We start from the raw sequence: 21,394 nt of genomic DNA, 5'->3' as shown, positions 1-21,394 counted from the left end.
GGCACGGGTGATGGCGGCGATCATCGGCCAGGATCCGGTACTCACGGGCAACCTGCTGCGTATCGCCAACAGTCCCGCATACAAGGTGCACGAACGCCCGGTCGAGAGCCTGCAGCGGGCGGTGACCCTGGTCGGCACGGAAGGCGTGCGGCAGATCATCAGTGCGGTGCTGGTGCAGCCGGTGATGCAGGTTCAGTGCGAGCGGTTCCCGCAGTTCAGCACGATCACCTGGGAGCACGCCCTGCTGGCATCGCGTGCTGCTGCCGACCACGCACGCAGCGTGAACTCCGGCGATGCCTTCGCTGCGCAGTGGCTGGGCCTGGTGCAGGGACTCGGTGCGGCGCTGGTGATGCGCCAGCTGCTGCAGGAAGCCCAGGCGCGCGGCGAGGACGTGCAGCCGGCCCTGGCCCTGCAGCTGCTGCAGCAGTGGTCGTTGCCGCTGGCACAGCGGGTGGCCGCCGCCTGGGAGCTGCCCGATCCGGTACACCAGACCCTGGCGGCCGACGCCTCGGGCCCTCTGTCCGACAGCCTGCGGCTGGGCAGCGCAGCGGCGGCGGCGAGCCTGCTGTGCCGGCATGGCCACGCCACCCAGGGCCGCATGCTGGCCCTGCTGGAGCAGCTGCCGTCGGCTCCGCCCCATGCGCTTCGCTGGATCTGGCGGCGCCTGCATGGTCGCAGCGTGGAAACACTGGACGACGCCCCGCATGAAGGCGAGGCCAGGGCACACTGAGCGCTACAGCTGCGATTCCACAGGCAGCCAGCTGATGATCCGCGACAGCCAGCGCTGGCGCCGCGTAGCACCTGGCTCGTCCTCCACCCAGCGCGGCGGAGGCTCACGCTCCAGCCAGCGCAGCCGATCGCGGTTGTCCACTGCCAGCCACCAGCTGTGCCTGGCGTCGGCCAGGCGCAGGTACTCGTCGCGCAGCTGCGCGCCCAGCACGGGGTCGTCGAACAGCACCCCCATTTCGGTGTTGAGATAGGCCGAGCGCGGGTCGAGGTTGAAGGAACCGACAAAGCCACGGCGGTCGTCCACCAGGAAGGCCTTGGTGTGCAGGCTGGCCCCGCTGCTGCCGAACAGGCCTGCATCGCCCGCCTGGCCCTGTGCCTTCAGCTCATACAGGTGCACGCCGGCGTTCAGCAGGGGCACGCGGTAGCCCATGTAGCCGCCGTGCACGGCCGCAACGTCGTTGGCGGCAAGGGAGTTGGTCACTATGCCCACGTGCACGCCGCGCGACGCCATTGCCGAGAGCCCGTCCAGGCCCTCGTTGCCCGGCACGAAGTAGGGCGAAATCAACAAGGCCTTGCTGCGCGCGGACTCCAGTTCACCGATCAGCCCGGTAACGAGCCAGCTGCCGCGGTCGTCGTTGCGGTGTTTCATCGGCGGATCCGAGACGATGCGCACGGTGCTGCTCCAGTGCAGCGGCTCGGGGCTGGGACGCTGCCGATGGCGTGATTCGGCGACGCGCGCAAGATAGGGCCGGGCAGCATCGCGCTGCGCTTCATGGTCGGACTCACGCACCAGAAGGCGAAGCTGCGCGTCGGTATGGAAGGCCAGCGCGGAGACCGGAATCGCCGCCGGGCTGTTCCAGTAGTCGTCGAATATCCGGTTCGCCTGTGCAACGGCAGGGCCGGCGACCAGCAGGTCCAGGTCCTGGAAGTTCACATCCGTGCGCGCGCTGAAATACTCCTCGCCGATGTTGCGGCCACCGACGATGGCGACACGGCCATCGGCGATCCAGCTCTTGTTGTGCATGCGGTGGTTCACGCTGAAGAAGCGCTGCACCATCTCCACCATGCGCAGGATGCCGCTGCGGTTGCGGAACGGATTGTAGAGCCGGATCTCGATGTTCGGATGCCGGTCCAGCGCCATCATCAGCGCGTCCTTGTCCTTGGCATTCATGTCGTCGAGCAGGATGCGCACGCGCACCCCGCGCTCGGCGGCGTCATGCAGCGCTCTGGCCATCAGGTGACCGATCAGGTCGTCGTGCCAGATGTAGTACTGCAGGTCCAGACTGCGCCCGGCCTGCGCGGTGATCATCGCGCGCGCCGCGAATGCATCCATGCCATCGCCGAGGAAGGCCACGCCGGATTGCCCGGGGTGCGCCTCCTGCAGCGGCACGACCTGCTGGTCGATGCGGGTCTGCGCCGGTTGCAGCGGCAGTACGTGCGACGGCTCACCGTGCGCCTGTGGCGTCAGGTGGTCGGCCAGCAGCAGTCCGGACAGGACCAGCAGCAGGAGGATGGCGAAGATGATCGCAACGACGCGCAACAGGCGTCGCCACACAGACGCAGGCGGGCTCATGGCCCCATGCTAGTGGATCGGCGTGCCGCGCGGCGGCGCGCGTCAGAACCGTTCGTCGCTGCCCACGTAGCGCCACTGTCCCGGCGGCAGCGGGCCCAGTGCCACCCGGCCGATGCGCAGGCGGCGCAGGGCGGTGACCTGCAGGCCAGCGGCAGCCACCGCGGTCTTCAGGCCCTTGGCCGTCAGCCCCTTGCCGGCGAAGCGCAGCCGCTGCTCGCTCTGCCAGCTCACCTTGGCCCCGCCCGACTCCTGCTGCAGCCGGGCCAGCAGCCAGGGGCCCCGTTCCGGCCCGCCTTCTGCCACTTCGACCAGATACTCCTGTTCGGTGCGGCCGAGATTGCGCTGCAGGTGGGCCAGCGTGGCCGGGTCCTGGCTGACCACGACCAGGCCGCTGTCTGCCGCGGGCAGGGACGCAGCCAGCTGCAACCCGTGGAAATGGCGCTGCAGTGGCCGGATGCCGCTGGCGTCCAGAGCGCTGTGGCTGTTGCTGCTGACCAGCGCACACAGGGTTTCGGCGGCAGCACCAGCCGGCTTGTGCAGCAGCATGCCCACGCGCTCGGCCTTGCTGTCATTGGCCTGTTCATCGACCACGATCACCGCAGTGTCATCGACCGGGCGCTGTGGCTGTTCGACCACCTCGCCATCGACCGTGACCCAGCCACCTTCAATGTAGCGCCGCGCTTCGCCGCGCGGGATGCCGAGCAGGGCGGACAAGCGTTTGTCGAGGCGTATCGGTTCCATGGGCGGGCAGGTCGGGCGGGGGCCGCGCAGTGTAGCCCCTGCGCGCGGTCAGCGCTGGCTGCGGTTGGCCAGCTCGGTCAGGTACAGGCGGGTGTCGAATTCCAGCTGCAGGTAATCGGGCTCCATGTGCTGGCAGAGCTGGTAGAAGGCCTTGTTGTGGTCGGCTTCCTTCAGATGCGCCAGCTCGTGCACCACGATCATGCGCAGGAAGGCGGCCGGCGCCTGCCGGAACACCGTGGCGATGCGGATCTCACGGCTGGCCTTGAGGCGGCTGCCATGCACGCGGGAAATGGCGGTATGCGTGCCCAATGCATGCTTGATCACTTCCAGCGTGTTGTCGTAGCAGACCTTGTTGAGCGGTACCGACTTGCGCAGGTAGCGGTCTTTCAGCTCCTGGGTGTAGTCGTAGAGCTGACGGTCGCTGCGCACCTCATGGGGCTCGGGATAGCGCTGCTGCAGCCACGGGCCGAGCCGGCCCTGCGCCAGCAGTTCGCTGACCTGGGCGACCAGGGGTTCGGGATAACCGGTGAGGTACTTCAGGACTGCCATGCAGGGGCGGCGGGGCGTCGGTAGAATGGGGGCATCCAAGATTACACGCGGTACGCACCGACCATGGCAAAGCCCAACGCGCTGCAGGAACAATTGCTCAAGGCCGGCCTGGCCAAGAAGTCGCAGGCCAGCGCCGCCGCACGCGAACAGGCCAAGGCGCGCCAGGGCAAGGCTGAATCGACGTCGGCCGAGGTCCAGCGTGAGGCTGAACGCGCCCGCGCCGAGAAGATCGAGCGTGATCGTGCCCTGGCCGCCGAGCGCAACGCACAGGCCAGGCTGGCCGAGCAGAAGGCGCAGGCAAAGCAGATCATCGCTGCCCATGCCGTGCCGCATAAGGGCGAGGACGAGTATCGCTTCAGCGATGGCAGCACGATCCGCACCCTGCTGATCGACCCCAAGCTGCGCAAGGCGCTGTCGGTGGGCGTGCTGGTCATCGTCGCCCAGGGCGAGGGTTACGCGTTGCTGCCCCGTGCTGCGGCGGAAAAGGTGCGCGAGCGTGCGCCGGAAGCCATCGTGGTCGACCATGGGCAGCCGGGCTCGACGGAGGAGATCTCCACCGGCAACGCCGAAGACGATGCCTATTACGCGCAGTTCCAGATTCCTGACGATCTGGTCTGGTAAGCCGCTGCCGGCGACGCTGCCGCAGGCGTCCACGCGGGCAGACAGGTAGCTGAAGCACGGCCCGGGCGGGGCGCTGCCCGGCCTTTTCCGCGGGTGTATCGTCCCCATATCAGGCCACACACCTGTGGAGCACGGACATGGCTACCGGTTGGGCGGGAGACGGCGCGGTCCAGGACCAGATCGACGCGACGGTTGACGATGCGATTGCCCGCGCGCGGCGCCAGCTGCGCCAGGGCCCGGGTCTGGAGCACTGCGAGGAATGCGACGCACCGATTCCGTTGGCGCGGCGCAACGCCGTGCCCGGCGTACGGCTGTGCGTGGCCTGCCAGCAGGCGCACGATGAGGAAGAGCAGGCGCACAGCAGCTACAACCGTCGCGGCAGCAAAGACAGCCAGCTGCGTTGATGTGGGCGGCTCAGCCGTCGCCCTGGATGCCGCCCGGCGCCTGTGCCGGATCGCGCCAGCGGCGTACGGTGCGCTGGAAGAACAGGTTGTTCGGCAGCTGCAGCACCGTGCCTTCGTGGCCTTCGCCGGTCTCCTGCAACGTGGTGTAGATCAGGTTCACATCGATCACCCGGCCCTTCAGTCCGGGCTTCTCGCCGTTCTCCAGCACCTCGATGTAGTCATGCAGGCGGAACGGGCGGGTAGTGAAGATCAGCAGCGTGCAGAAGATGTTGGAGAGCACGCTCCAGGCCGCGAAGAAGGCCACCGCACCGACGGCTGCAAAGCCCGTGAATGCCGTCCACAGCACTGCCGGTGAGGCCCCCAGCAGGCTCAGGATGTACAGCAGTGCACTGAAATAGACCACGAAACTGGTGATGCGGCGCGCGCCCATCACCATTTCCGGCGGCAGGGTGTAGTGGTCGGCGAATCGGCGGATCAGGCGGCGCGCCAGCAGCCGCAGCAGCCAGGCGGCCAGCAGGACGAGCGCGATCTGCAGGGCGATGCCCATGTTGTGCAGCCAGGGATGGGTCCAGGCCGGCAGGTGATCCTTCAGCGACAACATCATGGGGCGACAGCAGGTAGCGGTGGTGGTCGCCGATGTTACCCGGCACGTGCCGGCGATTCGACCATCGGCCTCCACGCCAGGCACACCAGCTCCTGGCGCTGCTGCTGCAGGCAGGCCCGGCCGCGCTCGGGGTGGAGCTGCAGCGACAGGCCAAGCACCTGCAGCGCGACGCAGGCAGCGACGGCCAGCAGGGCGGCACACGATGGGCTGGACATGGCGGGCTCCCGGACGGTATTTCACGAAGTACCCTCCATGGATGCAGCGGCCGCCGAAAAGGTTGCATCGCGCCTGGCAGGAATCGGATCTAAACCTTCTGCGGGACTGGCGCATCCAAGGACTATGCTCGACACCACCATGCCCGCACCGCCTGCTGCCTCCGACGCCGTCGACGAACCTGCCCTGGTACGGGCGGCAGCCGGTGGCGATACAGCGGCCTACGAACTGCTGTATCGACGCCATGCGCCACGGGTGTTCGCCGTGCTGTGGAGGCTGTGTGGCGGCCAGCAGGCACGTGCGGAGGATGCACTGCAGGAGGCGTTCCTGCAGGCGTGGAAGGCACTGCCCGGGTTCCGCTTCGAAAGCAGCCTGTCGACCTGGCTGCATCGTCTCGGGGTCAATGCCGCGCTGATGGAACTGCGCGGCCGGGCGGGGGGACACGATCACGACAGCCTGGATGACGTGGATGGTGGCGTACCGGAGCTGGCCGTGCATGACCGCTGCGCCGGCACCGAGCGCGACCTGGAACGTGCGCTGGCGACGCTGCCCCCGCGGGCGCGGGCGGTGCTGGTGCTGCACGACATCGAAGGCTGGAAACACCAGGAAATCGCCGAGCAGCTGCAGATGGCTGTCGGCAGTTCCAAGGCACAGTTGCATCGTGCACGTGGCTTGCTGCGTGCACGGCTGGGAGACATGACATGACGATGAACGACCCCGACTACGACCACGACCTGCTCGCGCGCCTGCGCGCCCTGCCCCGCGAGCGCAGCGCTCCGGAGGACGGCTGGGCGCGGTTGTCGGCCAGCCTGCCACCGCGCGGGTCCGCCCCCGGACCGCTCCCGGCAGCAGGCACGGTGGTGGCGATGACGCCGCGTCCGCGACGGCGCTGGTGGCTGCCGGTGGGCGCTGCGCTGGCCGCCAGCCTGGCGGTCTACGCGGTGGCACCGTGGTGGCAGCCGCCGCAGGCCACGCCGGCGCCTTCCGGGCTGCAGCTGCAGGCCGCAGCGATGACCGAACAGTACCAGCAGGCGGTGGCCTCCCTGCCGCAGGGCGGGGCAGCGGAATGGCAACCGGCCCTGCACGAACTCGACCGCAGCGCGGAGCAGATCCGCGCGGCGATGGCGCAGGATCCACGTGCGCCGCACCTGCTTGGACAGCTCAAGCGCACCTATGCGCTGCGGCTGGAACTGACCCGGCAGGCGGCGCAGGCCGCCGCCGGACTGACAACCTGAGGAGACCCATGATGCGACCCCTTCTTTTCTGCTGCGCCGCGCTGCTGCTGGTGCCGGCCGTGGCACTGGCCGACACGCGCGTCGACGAACGCCATGCACTCGCCACCGGTGGCCGGATTGAACTGAGCAACGTGGCCGGCAAGGTCACCGTGCGCGGCTGGGACCGCAACGAGGTCCAGCTCACCGGCAGCCTCAGCGACGGCCTGCAGCTGCGTCAGGAGAAGAGTGCCAACCGCGTGCGGTGGGAGGTGGAATATCCACGCCGCAGCAACAATGGCGGGGCCACCCTGGTGTTGAACGTGCCGCGCTCGGCGGAACTGCTGCTCAGCACCGTCAGTGCGAGCCAGGACATCAGTGGCATCGATGTGCGTCGGCTGCAGGCCGATACGGTCAGCGGCAGCCTGTCCGCGGCAGGCCGCAGCGGCGACACCAAGCTCAACACGGTCAGCGGCAGCGTCACTGCCCGCCTGCAGACGCCGCGGCTGGACGTGAACACCGTCAGCGGCCGCATTGACGCGGGGGGAGGCGTGTCCGGCGACATCGGTGCGCAGACCGTGTCCGGACGCGTGGATGTCGATGCGGGGCGCATCCAGCGCCTGGCGGTGGAGACGGTGTCAGGCAGCATTGAACTGGCCGCTGCCGGTCTGGCGCCGGGGGGGCGCATCAACGTCGAATCGGTGAGCGCATCGGTCAATCTGCGGTTGCCGCGGACCGTATCGGCGCAGCTGTCGGTGAACAGCTTCAGCGGCTCGATCAACAGTGATGCCGGCACGGTGGAGCGGCCGCGTTATGGGCCGGGCAGCAATCTCGACACGCGGCTGGGGGGCGGTGACGGCGATATCCGCATCCAGTCGCATTCGGGCAGCGTGCGGGTCCGACTGGACCGCTGAGCATCGACCGGCAGGCCGCGGCGGCAGCGCCGCCGCGGTCAGGGAGGGTCAGCTGGCTTTCTTCAGCGCCCAGGTCGTACCCAGCACTTCGATCTTGCCACCGGCCTTGCGGAACGCGGCCAGGTCAGACGCGATCGAGTCGCTGCTGACCACAGTACTGGCGGCTGCACCCTTGCGTTCGCTACGGATGCTGTTGTTAGCCTTCGCGGGGGTCTTTGCCTTGCGGGGCATGGTTGCTCCTGTCAGGTGGAAGGGGAGGAAAGCGCACAGGCATCGGCCTGGCGCAGGTAATCCTGCCGCTCGCGGCGGCAGTCATCGCCGCCCATCGAAAACTGGCGGCAGATCGCCGGGCGCTGCGAATAGATCGTGCAGCGCAGGTGATAGGGATCGATCGCCGCGCACCAGCCTTCCTCGTTGCGCGCCATCACGGCCCGGCCGTGGGCGTCGCGCGCGAGGAACTGGCCGGGCACGTGGTCGCCGGGCTGCAGCAGTACCGGCAGCCGGCAACAGACCGCGTCACAACGGCGGCAGTCGATGGGTGCAGGTGCGGCGTCAGGTTGTAAGGCCACAGGGGCCTGGCGGGTGCCCAAAGCGGGTCTCGATGGCGGCTCGGGTGATGCGCGGCCATGAACGAGCCAGGAAGGCACGGCCGCAAGACCCGCGTGGCGGGCCGCGCTGCACCCGGAACACACACCGGCAGGGCCGATGGAAGGTACAGCTGAGGATCAAGCCTACCGAGGGTAGCAAACCCTGCGTAACGTTTTGTTAATCCCGGCTGGCTGCGGCCAGCGCCAGGCCTTGTACCACCCCCAGTGAAGGCTCCCCGTGGACCATCCGGGCACCCGGAAACGCCTCCGCCACGGCCTGGCGCAGGTAGCCCGCACGGGACATGCCACCGGTCAGGAACACCGCGTCCGGGTCGCCGCCGATGTCGCTGCGCACCTGGGCGAGCAGCGTGCGGATCTGTTCCAGGTAGCCATGGGCCGCACTGGCCAGGCCCTCGGCACTGCTGTCGGCGTGCAGGTCGCGGCCGATGTAGTCCAGCGTGCTGCGGTGCGTGGCAGAACTGCTCAGGGCGATCTTGGCGCGCTCGACATCACGGTACAGGCGCGCGGTGTTGCCGGTGTCCTGCAGTGCCTGCAGGCGCGGGCCCCAGGGTGCGTCGACCGCATCGTAGTTGCGCTGGCGGAAGTCGCGCTGGCGGGTCATGTCCTGCACGGTGGCGGCTTCTACGTAGTGGTGGGCGGGCACGCGGGTGATGCCACGACCGAACAGCGGCATGTAGCTGGACAGGCTCAGGGCCAGGTCGATGTCGGTGCCGCCACGGGCGATGCCCCAGGCACGGTGGATATGCGGGGGTACTGGTCCCCCCACTTCGGCATGGGCGATGTCGGTCGTGCCACCGCCGATGTCGACGATCACGGCCTGGTGCCGTGTCGCGCTTCCGGCGTGATAGTGCATCGCCGCTGCGGCCGGTTCTTCCAGGAAATCGATGCGGTCGAAGCCGGCCTGCGCCGCCGCCTCGCGCAGGATGTCCAGCGCCTGCGCGTTGCCGGCCTCGCCGATCGAGCTGCGGAACTGCACGGGGCGGCCGAGCAGGGCGGTGCGCAGCGGCTGGCCGAGCTGCGCGCTGGCGGTCAGGCGGATGTGCTCAAGGATATGCGCGGCAATGCCGGTGATGGTCTGCTTCGCGCGCGGGTGCAGGTTGTAGCCGAGCATCGACTTGGGGCTCTGCACGAGGTTGCCTTCATGCTCCTCGAAATAGGCTTCCAGCGCGTCATCGCCGTAGATCGCGTTCTGCAGCAGGTCACTGGCGCTGCGCGCTTCGCGGGCACGGGCCTCCATCCATTCGCGGCGCAGTGCGCGCAATGCTTCGCGGCGCAGTGCCTGCGGCGGGCGCTCCTGGCCGGCAGCGCGGGCGGCACGCGCTGCGCTGTCGATCATCTGCTCCAGCGCATGCTGTTGGCTGGCATCGGGCTGGAAGTCGTCCGGATCGGGTACCACGCCCGGGAAGTAGACGCTGGTGCGGAACTGTTCGGCATCGCCGAAGCGGATCGGCAACAGGCGGCCCTCGTGCACGATGGCGGCGGCAGAATTGCTGGTACCGAAGTCGATGCCGAGGCGCATGCGGAATTCCAGGGACGGACAAGGGCCGCGCACTCTGCTGCAGTTTGCGGTCCGCTGCAAGCGCCTGCCGGCCATCTCGGGCGGGCAGGGGGAGCGGCCGCGGGAAAACGGGTGAAAAGAGCGGGCGGTTACAATGGCGGCCGTTGATTCATTTTGAGGTACTTGCAATGTCGTCCGTTCCCGCTTGTCCGCAGTGCACCCTGGAAAACACCTATGCCGATGGCGCGCTGTGGATCTGCGCCGATTGCGGCTTCGAATGGACCGCCGAGGAGGGCGCGGGGCAGGCGCTGGTCGTGCGTGACAGCAACGGCAACACCCTGCAGGCCGGCGACACCGTGACCGTGATCAAGGACCTGAAGGTCAAGGGCTCCTCGATTCCGCTCAAGCAGGGCACGGTGATCCGCAACATCCGGCTGGTCGAGGACGATGCGGAGCACATCGAAGGCAACTCGGACAAGATCAAGGGGCTGGTGCTGAAAACCTGCTTCCTCAAGAAGGCATGACGGGCCCTCAGCGCCTGGCCTGCTGCTGCGCCCGCCAGCGGGCCAGGCTGTCCAGCTTGGCCTGGTAGCGGGCCTGCTGCGGCGCCCCGCCGAGTTCCTGGGCCCGTGTCAGTTCCTTGTCGGCGCGGGCCAGCTGGCCGGCGAGGAAGTACACCCTCGCCAGGCCGAAATGGAACTGGTGTGCGGCATCGTACAGGCGCACCGCCCGGCGGTAGCAGCGGATGGCCTCCGCCAGGTCGCCCGCGCGTTCGGCGCGGGCCCCGAGCATGTACTGGGCAAACGGATCCTCGCGCTGTACGGCGCGCAGGCGGCGCTCCAGCTGCTGCGCTGCTGCCACCAGGCCCAACCGCCGGTAGAGCGCACTGGCGTTGTTCAGTGCCGCATCCTGACGGCCGTCCAGGCGCAGTGCCATTTCCAGCGCACGACGTGCGCCGGCGGTGTCTCCCTTCCGGTTGTCCAGCACGCCCAGGTTGTTCCAGGCCGGTGCGAATCGCGCGTCCTGCGCCACCGCTGCATCGAAGAACACCCGGGCACCATCCAGATCGTCGCTGGCCATGCGTTCGGCGCCACGATTGTTGTAGAAGTGCGCCAACGCACGGGCACGGTCGATCGGCTGCGGGCCGTGGCGGTCGTACAGCACGTTGCGGTCCAGATCGACCGTGCCGAAGCGGCCGCCGACGTCGACCCCGGCATTGACGTGGCCGACGCTGTAGACCACGCCCTGGTCCTGCTCCTGATACCAGGACACCACGCTGCCGACTTCCTGCACCCGGGCCTGGATGCCGGCCTCGCGTGCCAGCGACACGAACAGCAGCGTGAATGCCAGGCAGTTGGCGCGGCGGTACTGCCAGACTTCGCCGACGGTATAGGTCGCGTCGGCGTCGTACTGCAGATCCAGTCCCTGCCGATCAAAGATCATCTCCACCAGGGCCTGCAGGCGCTGGTCGCGCGAGTGGCTGCGCGCGATCACCTGTCGGGTCAGCATCGCGCGCAGCGCCGGCGGAATCGCCAGCACTTCGTCTGCGGTCGGCACGCTCGCTGGGGCGGGGCGGTACTGAGCGGCCGGTGCGGCGGCAGGACCGTCCAGGGCAACGGCGGCCGGCGCCGCCAGCGCGAGCAGGGCGAGCAGCAGGAATCGGGTGGCAGGACGTTGCATGGCAATTCCCGGCAGCGGCGGGCGCATCCGCCTGCCGCCGAGTGTAGTCCTGCCCGTGCGCCGGTGCATCGACCGCCGGTCGGCGGCGCGGTCATCCACAGGCGATGTGGACCAGCGCTCGGCAAAGCTGTGGACAACTGTGCTCCGCCCTTGCCGGACGGCGGCTGTGAGTGCGTGGTGAATTATTGTCCAGCTTGCTGGCCGGGGCGTCTGGCGGGATCATGCCGGCATGGACTTCGCCCCGATCCCGCTCGATCCGGCGCAGTGGCAGGCGTTGCAGGACCGATATGCCACGCCGCCACGCGCGTACCATCACTTCGGCCACGTGCGCGCGATGCTGCAGCACTGCCAGGACGTCGCCGATGGACCGGGTTGGCGGCAGCCCGCCGAGGTCTTTCTGGCCGCGCTTTACCACGATGCGGTCTACGAGGCGGGGCGCAAGGACAACGAGGCACGCTCGGCGGCACTGGCCGTGCAGGCCATCGCGCAGGAGCCTGCGCTGGCGGGCATCGACGCCGCCCGCGTCGAGCAGCTGATCCTGCTGACTGCCCGTCATGGCGAACTCGGTCCTGCGGATGTCGACGCCGAAGCGGCGCTGTTCCTGGATTGCGACATGGCGATCCTGGGCGCGCCTGCACCGGTGTTCGATGCTTACGATCGCGGTGTGGCCGAGGAGTACCAGGGGGTGGTCCCGGGTTTCCTGTACCGCGCAGGCCGCCGCCGCTTCCTGCAGGGGCTGCTGCGCGCACCGCGGATCTTCCTCAGCGACTTCTTCCACCAGCGCCTGGATGCCGCGGCACGCGCGAACCTGCGCCGCCGGCTGGACACCTGAGCGGGGCAGTTACACTGGCGGCCTGCATCTGCAAGGTAGCGCCGCCCACCGTGTCCGTTCCCGATCCTGATCCCCGGCCGACCGCACCGGAAGAACCTGGTCCCAACGAGTGCTGCGGCAGCGGCTGCCCGCTGTGCGTACTCGATCTGTATGCCGAAGAGCTGCAGCGTTACCGCAAGGCATTGTCCGAATGGAAGGCGCGGCACCCGGAGGCCACGCCATGACCGGAGCGCGTCCGGCTGCGCTGCTGGCCCTGGTGGCGCTCCTGTTGTTCGTGGCGGCGGCCCTGTGGACGCAGTTCGCGCGCGCTGATCTGGATTGGATGCGCGCGACCCTGAGCCTGTACCTGCACGGTCCCTGGGGTCTGGCGCTGCGCGCCGCCTACTGCCTGCTGGCGGTGGCGATCGCCGCGCTCGGCATCGCGCTCTATCGTCACAGCGTGGGGCCCCGCCGCAGCGCGGCCGCGCCGCTGCTGTTCACCGTGTCCGCCTTGGGCCTGGCGACGGTCGCCATCGGCGACAGCTGGCTGCCGCAGGCGACGCCGCTGCTGGCGCCGCTGGTGCATGGCGTGGCTGCCAACACGGCCTTCCTGTGTGCCAGCGTCGGCATGCTGCTGCAGGCGTGGTACCTGCGTCGCGAGCCGGGCTGGCAGCGCAGTGCTGCCCTGCTGTGGGGCTGGGCCTGGCTGGCCTTCGCGTTGCTGTGGCTGCATGTGCTCTGGCGTGACGGGCCGCCGCGCGGGCTGGGGCAGAAGCTGGTGATCGCCGTGATCGTCGGCTGGCTGCTCTGGCTGGCCGTCACGCTGTACCGGCGCGGTCTGGCGCGCACACGCGCCTGAACCCTGGCCGCGGGCCTGGCGAACGGCCGTGACCGGTACGTGTCGTGCACGCGGTGGCGGCGTATCGTGTGCGCATTCCACTGGGGTTGCGACATGACGCGTGCAGGGTTGGGCAGGGCGATGGGCCTGGTGATGGCGCTGGCAGCGTTGCCGGTGGCGGCCGCGGCATCCGTGCAGCAGGTCAGCCATGGCCGCTTCGAGCAGGTGCCGGTGCATCTGCCGGCGGGAGTGCCACAGCGGGTGGTCATCTGGTTCCACGAAGGTCCCTATGGCGCTGCCAGCCTGGCGCCGATCGAAGCACTGCGCGCCGACGGTGCGCTGGTGGCGGCGGTGGATGTGGCGCACCTGCGGGGCGTGCTTGAACGCGAAGGCGACAGTACCTGTTCGTTCGGTGCTGGCGACGTCGAGAATTTCTCGCGCTGGGTGCAGGCGTTCCTGCACCTGCCGGGGTATCACCTGCCGCTGGTCGGTGGTGATGGTGAAGGTGCCGAGCTGGCCTACAGCCTGGCCGCACAGGCCGATACCCAGGTGTTCGCCGGCCTGCTGACCTCCGGTTTCTGTCCCGACCATGCCCACGAACGCATGGTCTGCGGAGACGGCGTCAAGCAGGGGCGGCTGCAACCGGCCGAACTGAACTTTCCCTGGTTGAATGCCATCGGCGATGTGGGCTGCAGGGGCCAGGGTGCAGGTCCGTTCGTGCAGCAGGTCGCGATGGCGCGCGGATTCAAGCGCAGCGCCCGCGGCGATGCCACGCCGGGACTGGTGGCTGCCGCGCGGGTGATCGGTGCGCAGGCCGGCATCAGCCTGGCACCGCCGCCGGCGGCGTTGAAGGGCCTGCCCGTGGTGGAAGTCCCCGCGCGCGGGGACGGCGATACGCTGGCGATCTTCGTTTCCGGTGATGGCGGCTGGGCGGGACTGGACAAGGACGTGGCATCGTCGCTGGCCGAACACGGCGTGGCCGTGGTGGGCATCGATTCGCTGCGTTATTTCTGGAGTGAACGCACGCCGGAGGGGTTTGCCGCTGACCTGCAGAAGATCATCGACCACTACCGCCAGCAATGGCGGCGCGACAAGGTGATGCTGATCGGCTTCTCGCAGGGCGCCGACGTGCTGCCGGCCACCATCAACCGGCTCGATGCCGGCAGCCGCGAGGCGCTCGCGCGCATCGTGCTGCTCTCCGTGGGGCGGAAGGCCGATTTCGAGTTCCATGTCAGCAACTGGCTGGGCGGTGGCGGCGATGGCCTGCCGATCGCGCCGGAAGTGGCCAGGCTGCCGGCGGCCAAGACCCTGTGCGTCTATGGCGACAAGGATGAGGACGCGCTGTGTCCGGACCTGCCTGCGAACGAGGGCGTGCGCAGGATCAAGTTGCCCGGCGACCACCATTTCGGTGGCGACTACGATCGTCTGGCCGAGGTCATCCTCAAGGGCGGCGCGTAATCAGCACGCGCCTGCAGGAGCAGCGCAGGGCCATGCCCGGCGGTCGGGCGGCTCAGCCGCGGCGTGGATCCAGCGAAATCAGGCGGGTGGCGTCCAGCAGGGCTGCCGGCAGGTGCATGCCACCGGGCGCCGCCAGGTAGCGCGGGCGCCATTGCGGATCAAACTTCGACTTGAAGCGGCGCAGGCCACTGAAGCCATAGAAGCGCTCACCATGCCGTGCCAGCAGGCCGGCAAGACGATTCCAGCGGCCCGCCAGGCGATGCTGGGCCAGCCCGGACAGCGGCGCCATGCCCAGCGAGAAACGCGCATGGCCCTGCGCCCTGCCCCACAGGAACAGTTCGATGAACAGGAAATCCATCGTGCCTTTCGGCGCGTCGCTGACGTGCCGCATCAGGTCCACCGACAGCTCGGCACCGGCTGGCGCCTGCCACAGGTTGGCGAAGGCGACGATCCGACCTTCGGCCTCGACCAGCGCGACCGGGAACCGCACCAGGTAATCGGGATCGAAGCTGCCCAGCGAGAATCCTTTCTCGTCACCGGACTTGTCTTCCAGCCAGGCATTGGAGATCGCATGCAGGCGCGGCAGCAGGCTGGGGACCTCTTCCACCGGCGCCACCCGGAACGACAGGCCACTGCGCTTGCCGCGGTTCCATGCCTGGCGCAGGTCGGCGCGTTCGCGGCCTTCCAGACCGAAGTCGTGCAGCGGCACGATCGCTTCCTCGCCCAGCTTGACCAGGCCCAGGCCGAGATCCAGATAGGTCTGCCAGTAGGCTTCGCCCACCTGGTAGAACACCGGGCGCAGGCCGAGGCGGTCGGCTTCCTCACGGAAACGCCAGATCAACGCACGTGCGACCTCCGGCGGGCCGACCGGATCACCCATCGCGATCAACGAGCCGCCGTAGCGCTGCATCATCACGAAGCCCTGCCGGGCATCGTCGCGCAGCACTGCCTTGTCGGCGGTCAGCACCAGGCAGGCCTGGGTGTCGGTGGCGCTGGCCAGCACCGGTGCCAACGCCTGCAGCGTGGCTTCGTCAGCGGCCGGCAGCGGGCTGCGCGTGCTGTGCAGCAGGCGAGCGAGGCCGAACATCACCAGGGCGATGGCTACCACCAGCAGCGCACGCAGCGCACGCGGTGCGTTGCCGGACAGTGCGAACTGCCACCAGAGTTCGTTCTGGTACTCGACATGGCTGTACGTGAAGAACAGCAGCCAGGTGACCGCGACCAGGACCAGCCCCAGGTTGCGCAACCATGGCCACGACCACGCCTCATCCAGCAGCGCACCCTGGCGGTAGAACTCACGGCGTGCGGCCCACAGTGCCATCGCGACCAGTACGGCCGATACCGCGATCAACGGTTGACCGCCGCGCAGCCACAGCGGCAGCGGCGTGATCACGCAGACCGCCATCGCCAGCATCCACGCGGCGTGGCTGCGCCGGGCCAGGCCCTGGCCGATCAGCAGCAGGGCGACACCGCCAAGACTTCCGATCAGGTGCGATGTTTCCAGGATCGGCAGCGATGCATTGAGCAGATGGCGACGCGGGGTCGGCAAGGTGCCATCGATGACCAGGGCGGCGCCGATGCTGAAAGCCGCCAGCGCGATGATCTGCGGCAGCCAGGGGCGCAGCGCGTTCCAGCCGGCGCGGGTGGCGCCGGCGCTGGCCCGCAGCGGTCGCCGCAGTGCAGGCGCAAGCGCGAGCACGGTGGCCAGCAGCAGCGGCAGGACGTAGTAGGTGACGCGGTAGATCAGCGCGGCCGCCAGCACCGCCGCCGGTGCCACCTGCGGCAGCAGCTTGAGCAGGCTCCACTCGAACACGCCCAGGCCGGCCGGAACGGTCGAGACCAGGCCTGCCAGCACCGCCACCAGGTACAGGCCGACGAAGCCGGGAAGCCCGGTGGGCGTGGAGTCCGGAAGCAGCACGTAGAACGCTGCGCTGGCCAGCACCAGTTCGATCACGCTGAGCGCGGTGACGCCGAGCGTGGTCAGCCGGTCGGGCAGCCACAGGGCGTGGCCGAACACACGGAACTGGCGTCCGCTGCGGCCGACCAGCAGCACCGTGGCCAGATAGGCGAGCAGGGCGGCAATGCCGACCGCGCGCACGGCGCCGGAATCCAACGGCAGCGCCAGCGCCGCCGCTGAGGGTTCCAGGCATAACGCCAGGCCGATCAACAGCCATGCACCGAACATGAAACCGAGCGTGCTCATCAGCACGACCTGGCCGATCTGGGCCAGATCCAGCCCGGCACCGCGATAGCCCCGCAGGCGCACCGCGCCGCCGGTCAAGGCCGCAAAGCCGACGGTCTGGCCCAGGGTGTGGGCGAGAAACGCGGTGATGCCGATGCGCGCGGGATGCACGCGGATGCCGCTGCGTCGCAGGCCGATGGCATCGAAGCCGATCAGGCAGGCATAACTGGCCAGGCCCAGCGTCACGGTCAGTGCGATCTGCGTTGCGCTGAGTGCATGGAACGCCTGGCGGATGGCGCGGTAGCCATGTTCGTCGAACTCGCCGGCCAGGCCATGCAGGGCCAGGGCCAGGATCAGCAGGGGAACGAAGATGGTAAGCAGCCGCTTCCAGACCGGGATGGACGGAGCGGTTGCGGGATCGGAAGGGACGGTCATCGGCGCAAGGGTGCGGCAGGAAGGGCGAGGGCGGTGTCAACGCGGGCGTGGCGCATCGTGCGCCTCTCGAAGGCATTTGAACAGCGGTGGTGCAGGAGCCCCACCCGCCGCCGGTTTGGAGGACAATGCAGGCCTGATCACCCGCAGGAGCCACGCCCATGATGGAGCGTTACGACGTCGGACCGCGCATGTCCGAAATGACCGTGTACAACAAGGTTGCCTACCTCTCCGGCCAGATTCCGGAGGACACCAGCCAGGACATCACCGGACAGACCCGGCAGGTGCTGGCCGAGATCGACAAGCTGCTGGCACTGGTGGCCAGTGATCGCCAGCATGTGCTGCGCGCGGAAGTGTTCCTGGCCGACATGGCCGACTTCGACGGCATGAACAAGGCATGGGACGAATGGGTGGTCGAGGGTGCGACCCCGGCCCGTGCCACGGTCGAAGCCAAGCTGGCACACGCCGAGTGGAAGGTCGAGATCGTGGTGACGGCGGCCGTGCCGTAACGGCGGGCGGGTGTCAGCTCCCTTTCCTGCCGGAAGGGAGCTGGCACCGCTACCGTTCCCGCAGCACGATGCAGTCCACCGGACACGGTGGAATGCACAACTCGCAGCCCGTGCACAGGTCGGCGATCACGGTATGCATGTACTTCGCGCCGCCGACGATCGCGTCCACCGGGCAGGCCTGGATGCACTTGGTGCAGCCGATGCAGTCGGCCTCGACGATCACCGCAACCTGCGGCGCCTTGTGTTCGCCGCGCGTACGATCAAACGGCAGTGCCGGCACACCCAGTACCTGGGCCAGTGCACGCGCGCCCGCATCGCCGCCCGGCGGGCAGCGGTCCACGCCCGCCTCGCCGCGCGCCATCGCCTGCGCATAGGGGCGGCAACCGTCATAGCCGCATTGTCCGCATTGCGTCTGCGGCAACAGTCGGTCCAGGCGTTCGGTCAGCGGCGGAATCAGGCTCATGCGTGGCGAAGGCTGCGCGTATGGATCATTTCAGGGGTTTGCCACGGAACCAACGTTCGTGGGCGAGGGCCAGCATCGGCCGGTCCTCTGCGCTGTCGCCATAAGCGTGGATGCGCGTGTAACGCGACAGATCGAAACGGCGACGGATCTGCTCGACCTTGCGAGGACCGCAATCGCCGCCGTGGTACCGGCCGGTCAGGCGTCCGTCCCGGCTTTCAAGGCGGTTGCAGATCAGTTCAAGACCCAGCGTTTCGCACCAGGGACGCAGGTACAGATCCAGCGAACCGGACACGACCACCACGGTGTGCTGCTGTTCCTTGTGCCAGCGGATCTGTTCCAGCATTTCCGGGCGCACCACCTCGGGCAGGAACTCGCGCGAGAAGCCGGTGGCCAGCGCTGCGATGTCGTCGGCGTGGCGCTCGCTGAAGGTGAGGCGGGTGACGCGGGCGCGGATGCGTTCGGCCGAGATCAGTTTCAGCCGGTACGCCGCCAGCCACGGACCCACCTTCCACCACGCCTGCGCAAGCTGCTCGGCGGTGGCCACGCGGCGCAGGAAGCGGCCATAGGTATCGCAGGTGGTGACGGTATGGTCGAAGTCGAACAGCGCCAGTTCCATTCCGATGCCTCCCGTGGTGCGTCCCGTCGTTGCCGTGACCGGCGGGAGCGGCCGTGGCCGCACCCGCGCAGTGCATCAGCGGACCGGCATGCCCGGCTGCGCGCCGCTGTCGGCGTCCAGCAGCGCCAGCGCGCCACCATCGAAACCTGCCGACAGGATCATGCCTTCACTCAGGCCGAAGCGCATCTTGCGCGGGGCCAGGTTGGCTATGAACACGACGCTGCGGCCGACCAGCGCTTCCGGCTCGCCGTAGCTGGCACGGATGCCGGAGAAGATCTGCCGTTTGCCCAGTTCGCCGGCATCCAGCTCGAAGCGCAGCAGCTTGTCCGAACCCTCCACGAACTCGCACACCAGCACCTTGCCGATGCGCAGGTCGAGCTTGGCGAAGTCGTCGATGCCGATGTAGGCCGGTGCCTCGGCGCTGGCCGTTGCGGCACTGGCCGGCACGGCAGCCGCCGGCTTGGCAGCGTCGGCCTTGGCGGCGGGGGCAGCGGCGGTCGGCTGCAGGGTGTCCTTGGAGGCGTCGATCATGGCGTCAATCTTCTTCGGGTCGATACGGGTGAACAGTGGGGTGTAGTCAGCGATTCGATGGGCCAGCAGCGGCTGCGCCAGGTCGGTCCAGTCGGCCACTGGCGCGGCCAGGAACGCCTCGGCCTGGGCGGCGGTGGAAGGCAGTACCGGCTTCAGTGCGGTGACCAGTACACGGAACAGGTTCAGGCCCTGGCTGCACACGGCCTGCAGCTGCGCGTCGGCGCCTTCCTGCTTGGCGATCACCCACGGCTTGACGTCGTCGATGTAGCGGTTGGCTTCGTCGGCCAGGGTCATGGTCAGGCGGATCGCCGCCGCCGGATCGTTGCGCTCGTAGGCTTCGCGGATCGGCGCCAGGCTGTCGATGAAGCGCTGGTACTGGGCGGCATCGGGCAGCTGCGCGGCGAGCAGGCCGTCGAAACGCTTGCTGATGAAGCCCGCGCAGCGGCTGGCCAGGTTGACGAACTTGCCGACCAGATCAGCGTTGACGCGGGCGACGAAGTCACCCAGGTTCAGGTCGAGGTCGTCGACGCCACCGCCGGACTTGGCCGCGTAGTAGTAGCGCAGCGCTTCCGGTTCCAGTCCTGCATCGAGGAAGGTGCGCGCCATCACGAAGGTGCCGCGCGACTTGCTCATCTTGGCGCCGTCAACGGTCAGATAGCCGTTGACGTGCAGGCGGGTCGGCGCGCGGTGGCCGGTGCCGTGCAGCACCGCCGGCCAGAACAGGCCATGGAAATTGACGATGTCCTTGCCGATGAAGTGGTGCAGCTCGGTGGCGGTGCCGGCGCGCAGGTGGGCTTGGAAATCCTCGCCGAGCGTGCCGCACAGGGTCTGGAAGCTGGACAGGTAGCCGATCGGCGCGTCCAGCCAGACGTAGAAGTACTTGCCCGGATGGCCCGGGATCTGGAAGCCGAAGTACGGCGCGTCACGCGAGATGTCCCACGCGCGCAGGCCGCCCTCCGCGTCCAGCCACTCCATCAGCTTGGCTTTCACCCCGGGCAGCGCGACGTCGCCGGCCAGCCATTCGCGCAGGAAGCCCTCGAAGCGGCCGACCTCGAAGAAGAAGTGCTCCGAATCCCGGATCTCGGGCGTAGCGCCGGAGATCACCGATTTCGGCTCCTTCAGATCGGTGGGGCTGTAGGTCGCGCCACAGACTTCGCAGTTGTCGCCGTACTGGTCGGCGCTGCCGCAGTTCGGGCAGATGCCCTTGATGTAGCGGTCCGGCAGGAACATGCCCTTGGCCGGGTCGTAGAACTGGGCCACCGAACGGCGGCTGATGTGGCCGGCCGCTTCCAGCTTCAGGTAGAACGCCTCGGTCAGCGCCTGGTTGGCTGCCGAATTGGTCGAATCGTAGTGATCGAAGGCCACGCCGAATTCGGCGAAATCACGTTCATGGCTGGCCTGGATGCTGGCGATGAAGGCCTCCGGGGTTACCCCGGCCTTCTCGGCTGCGAGCATGATCGGCGTGCCATGGGTGTCATCGGCGCAGACGAACCAGGTCCTGCCGCCGCTCATTCGCCGTGCACGTACCCAGATGTCGGCCTGGATGTAGCCGACCAGATGGCCCAGATGCAGCGGGCCGTTGGCGTAGGGCAGGGCGGTGGTGACGAGCGCGGTACGGGTCATGGTCGCGGGGTGAAGCCGAGGGGAACCGCAGATTATCGCATGCCCGCAACGAGGTGACCCGGCCGGGGCCGGGTCACGGGAATGCACGGACGGGCCGGTGGCTTACTCGCGTACCCAGGTCTGCGCCCGGCAGATGAAGGCGATGCAGCCGGAGACGTCCAGCTTGTTGCCACCCGGCTGCAGTTCCATCTTCGACTTGTAGGTCTTGCCGTTGGCGGGGTCGAGGATGGTGCCGCCGGACCACTTGCTGGCGCCGTCGGCCTTCAGGTTCCAGAGGATGGTCATGCCCTTCACCGGTTTGTTCCTGTTGGCACCCTCACAGCCATCGCAGACCGGGTTCGGACCCTTGTCCGAGTGCAGGATGTCCACCACCTTGCCGGACAGCGTGCCGTTGGCGGCCTGGCTGATCTCGACGATGGACTTCACCTGGCCGGTCTTGTCGTCGATGGTCTTCCAGCGGCCGGCCGCGCCATCGGCGGCCTGCGCCGAGAGCGCCGCCAGGCACAGCGGCAGCGCCAGCAGCAGGGTCTTGAAGGTCTTGCGCATGGTCCCCTCCCAGGGTTCATTCCGGCACGGTGCCGGTACA

General features: G+C 68.5%; 26 protein-coding genes. 12 read left to right on the top strand and 14 right to left on the bottom strand.

Annotation, left to right across the window (positions count from 1 at the left end):
• Positions 1-730 (top strand): HDOD domain-containing protein (locus N7367_RS14615; RefSeq protein WP_279942657.1); only part of this gene is annotated, 730 nt, incomplete at its 5' end.
• A 3-nt stretch (positions 731-733) separates the two neighbouring features.
• On the opposite strand, the gene N7367_RS14610 is transcribed toward N7367_RS14615, so the two are convergent.
• The 3 genes from N7367_RS14610 to N7367_RS14600 are packed head-to-tail and all read right to left on the bottom strand — an operon-like array spanning position 734 to position 3,592.
• Positions 734-2,302, bottom strand: coding sequence for a phospholipase D family protein (locus N7367_RS14610; protein WP_279942656.1), 1,569 nt, complete (start codon positions 2,300-2,302; stop codon positions 734-736).
• A gap of 42 nt (positions 2,303-2,344) precedes the next feature.
• Positions 2,345-3,043 carry an RNA pseudouridine synthase gene (locus N7367_RS14605; protein WP_065181817.1) on the bottom strand — a complete coding sequence of 233 codons (699 nt, stop codon included), beginning with the start codon at positions 3,041-3,043 and terminating at the stop codon, positions 2,345-2,347.
• Between the two features lie 48 nt (positions 3,044-3,091).
• On the bottom strand, positions 3,092-3,592 hold the full coding sequence (locus N7367_RS14600; protein WP_053519555.1) for a M48 family metallopeptidase: 501 nt from the start codon (positions 3,590-3,592) through the stop codon (positions 3,092-3,094).
• 63 nt (positions 3,593-3,655) lie between these two features.
• Here N7367_RS14600 and N7367_RS14595 point away from each other — a divergent pair, with 63 nt between their 5' ends.
• A complete protein-coding gene (locus N7367_RS14595; RefSeq protein WP_053519556.1) occupies positions 3,656-4,213 on the top strand; it encodes a DUF2058 domain-containing protein in 558 nt (185 codons plus the stop codon).
• Positions 4,214-4,350: 137 nt separating this feature from the next.
• On the top strand, positions 4,351-4,617 hold the full coding sequence (locus N7367_RS14590; RefSeq protein ID WP_053519557.1) for a DksA/TraR family C4-type zinc finger protein: 267 nt from the start codon (positions 4,351-4,353) through the stop codon (positions 4,615-4,617).
• 10 nt (positions 4,618-4,627) lie between these two features.
• Here N7367_RS14590 and N7367_RS14585 read toward each other — a convergent pair whose 3' ends face one another.
• Together N7367_RS14585 and N7367_RS14580 are read right to left on the bottom strand one after the other, a co-directional pair.
• Positions 4,628-5,221, bottom strand: coding sequence for a mechanosensitive ion channel family protein (locus N7367_RS14585; RefSeq protein ID WP_080375333.1), 594 nt, complete (start codon positions 5,219-5,221; stop codon positions 4,628-4,630).
• Positions 5,222-5,256: 35 nt separating this feature from the next.
• Complete coding sequence (locus N7367_RS14580) at positions 5,257-5,436, bottom strand: hypothetical protein (RefSeq protein WP_053519558.1); 180 nt, start codon at positions 5,434-5,436, stop codon at positions 5,257-5,259.
• Positions 5,437-5,560: 124 nt separating this feature from the next.
• On the opposite strand from N7367_RS14580, the gene N7367_RS14575 reads away from it, so the two are divergent.
• Genes N7367_RS14575 through N7367_RS14565 form a run of 3 tightly spaced genes read left to right on the top strand, consistent with a single transcriptional unit; the run spans position 5,561 to position 7,559 of the window.
• Positions 5,561-6,139: an RNA polymerase sigma factor gene (locus N7367_RS14575; RefSeq protein ID WP_065174854.1), complete on the top strand. Its 579-nt coding sequence runs from the start codon at positions 5,561-5,563 to the stop codon at positions 6,137-6,139.
• Complete coding sequence (locus N7367_RS14570; RefSeq protein ID WP_279942655.1) at positions 6,136-6,669, top strand: hypothetical protein; 534 nt, start codon at positions 6,136-6,138, stop codon at positions 6,667-6,669. The genes N7367_RS14575 and N7367_RS14570 overlap by 4 nt, the downstream gene beginning before the upstream one ends.
• 8 nt (positions 6,670-6,677) lie before the next feature.
• Complete coding sequence (locus tag N7367_RS14565; protein ID WP_053519561.1) at positions 6,678-7,559, top strand: DUF4097 family beta strand repeat-containing protein; 882 nt, start codon at positions 6,678-6,680, stop codon at positions 7,557-7,559.
• A 48-nt stretch (positions 7,560-7,607) separates the two neighbouring features.
• Here N7367_RS14565 and N7367_RS14560 read toward each other — a convergent pair whose 3' ends face one another.
• The 3 genes from N7367_RS14560 to N7367_RS14550 form a co-directional block, all read right to left on the bottom strand.
• Positions 7,608-7,790 (bottom strand): hypothetical protein, encoded by a 183-nt coding sequence (locus N7367_RS14560; RefSeq protein WP_053519936.1) that lies wholly within the window; start codon positions 7,788-7,790, stop codon positions 7,608-7,610.
• Between the two features lie 11 nt (positions 7,791-7,801).
• Positions 7,802-8,095 (bottom strand): YkgJ family cysteine cluster protein, encoded by a 294-nt coding sequence (locus N7367_RS14555; RefSeq protein WP_080375345.1) that lies wholly within the window; start codon positions 8,093-8,095, stop codon positions 7,802-7,804.
• A gap of 229 nt (positions 8,096-8,324) precedes the next feature.
• Positions 8,325-9,686: an Hsp70 family protein gene (locus tag N7367_RS14550; protein WP_279942654.1), complete on the bottom strand. Its 1,362-nt coding sequence runs from the start codon at positions 9,684-9,686 to the stop codon at positions 8,325-8,327.
• A 167-nt stretch (positions 9,687-9,853) separates the two neighbouring features.
• On the opposite strand from N7367_RS14550, the gene N7367_RS14545 reads away from it, so the two are divergent.
• The gene (locus N7367_RS14545) at positions 9,854-10,189 is read left to right on the top strand and encodes a zinc ribbon domain-containing protein YjdM (RefSeq protein ID WP_053519938.1); all 336 of its coding nucleotides are present in this window, start codon (positions 9,854-9,856) and stop codon (positions 10,187-10,189) included.
• A 7-nt stretch (positions 10,190-10,196) separates the two neighbouring features.
• Here the strand turns inward: N7367_RS14545 and N7367_RS14540 are convergent, their stop codons facing one another.
• Complete coding sequence (locus N7367_RS14540; RefSeq protein WP_065181978.1) at positions 10,197-11,345, bottom strand: tetratricopeptide repeat protein; 1,149 nt, start codon at positions 11,343-11,345, stop codon at positions 10,197-10,199.
• Positions 11,346-11,574: 229 nt separating this feature from the next.
• On the opposite strand from N7367_RS14540, the gene N7367_RS14535 reads away from it, so the two are divergent.
• The 4 genes from N7367_RS14535 (at position 11,575) to N7367_RS14520 (ending at position 14,452) form a co-directional block, all read left to right on the top strand.
• On the top strand, positions 11,575-12,177 hold the full coding sequence (locus N7367_RS14535; protein WP_279942653.1) for a hypothetical protein: 603 nt from the start codon (positions 11,575-11,577) through the stop codon (positions 12,175-12,177).
• A gap of 50 nt (positions 12,178-12,227) precedes the next feature.
• A complete protein-coding gene (locus N7367_RS14530) occupies positions 12,228-12,401 on the top strand; it encodes an oxidoreductase-like domain-containing protein (protein WP_262218621.1) in 174 nt (57 codons plus the stop codon).
• Positions 12,398-13,015: a DUF998 domain-containing protein gene (locus tag N7367_RS14525; protein ID WP_279942651.1), complete on the top strand. Its 618-nt coding sequence runs from the start codon at positions 12,398-12,400 to the stop codon at positions 13,013-13,015. Before N7367_RS14530 ends, N7367_RS14525 begins: the two co-directional genes overlap by 4 nt.
• 93 nt (positions 13,016-13,108) lie before the next feature.
• On the top strand, positions 13,109-14,452 hold the full coding sequence (locus N7367_RS14520; RefSeq protein ID WP_279942650.1) for an AcvB/VirJ family lysyl-phosphatidylglycerol hydrolase: 1,344 nt from the start codon (positions 13,109-13,111) through the stop codon (positions 14,450-14,452).
• Positions 14,453-14,504: 52 nt separating this feature from the next.
• Here the strand turns inward: N7367_RS14520 and mprF are convergent, their stop codons facing one another.
• Positions 14,505-17,069, bottom strand: a complete 2,565-nt coding sequence (gene mprF / locus N7367_RS14515; RefSeq protein WP_279942649.1) for a bifunctional lysylphosphatidylglycerol flippase/synthetase MprF — start codon at positions 17,067-17,069, stop codon at positions 14,505-14,507.
• Between the two features lie 158 nt (positions 17,070-17,227).
• Here mprF and N7367_RS14510 point away from each other — a divergent pair, with 158 nt between their 5' ends.
• The gene (locus tag N7367_RS14510; protein ID WP_049426796.1) at positions 17,228-17,575 is read left to right on the top strand and encodes a RidA family protein; all 348 of its coding nucleotides are present in this window, start codon (positions 17,228-17,230) and stop codon (positions 17,573-17,575) included.
• A 49-nt stretch (positions 17,576-17,624) separates the two neighbouring features.
• Here the strand turns inward: N7367_RS14510 and rnfB are convergent, their stop codons facing one another.
• The 4 genes from rnfB to N7367_RS14490 all read right to left on the bottom strand — a co-directional run bounded on the left by rnfB (position 17,625) and on the right by N7367_RS14490 (position 21,354).
• A complete protein-coding gene (gene rnfB, locus N7367_RS14505) occupies positions 17,625-18,038 on the bottom strand; it encodes an Rnf electron transport complex subunit RnfB (RefSeq protein WP_080375344.1) in 414 nt (137 codons plus the stop codon).
• 25 nt (positions 18,039-18,063) lie between these two features.
• Positions 18,064-18,654, bottom strand: coding sequence for an HAD family hydrolase (locus tag N7367_RS14500; protein WP_065174860.1), 591 nt, complete (start codon positions 18,652-18,654; stop codon positions 18,064-18,066).
• 75 nt (positions 18,655-18,729) lie between these two features.
• The gene (metG, locus tag N7367_RS14495; RefSeq protein WP_065174861.1) at positions 18,730-20,808 is read right to left on the bottom strand and encodes a methionine--tRNA ligase; all 2,079 of its coding nucleotides are present in this window, start codon (positions 20,806-20,808) and stop codon (positions 18,730-18,732) included.
• 102 nt (positions 20,809-20,910) lie between these two features.
• Positions 20,911-21,354: a DUF2147 domain-containing protein gene (locus N7367_RS14490; protein WP_053519945.1), complete on the bottom strand. Its 444-nt coding sequence runs from the start codon at positions 21,352-21,354 to the stop codon at positions 20,911-20,913.
• Positions 21,355-21,394: the final 40 nt, after the last annotated feature.

This window comes from Stenotrophomonas sp. GD04145, assembly GCF_029835135.1.
Lineage (GTDB): Bacteria > Pseudomonadota > Gammaproteobacteria > Xanthomonadales > Xanthomonadaceae > Stenotrophomonas > Stenotrophomonas maltophilia_P.
This window is presented reverse-complemented; position numbering and strand designations above follow the sequence as displayed.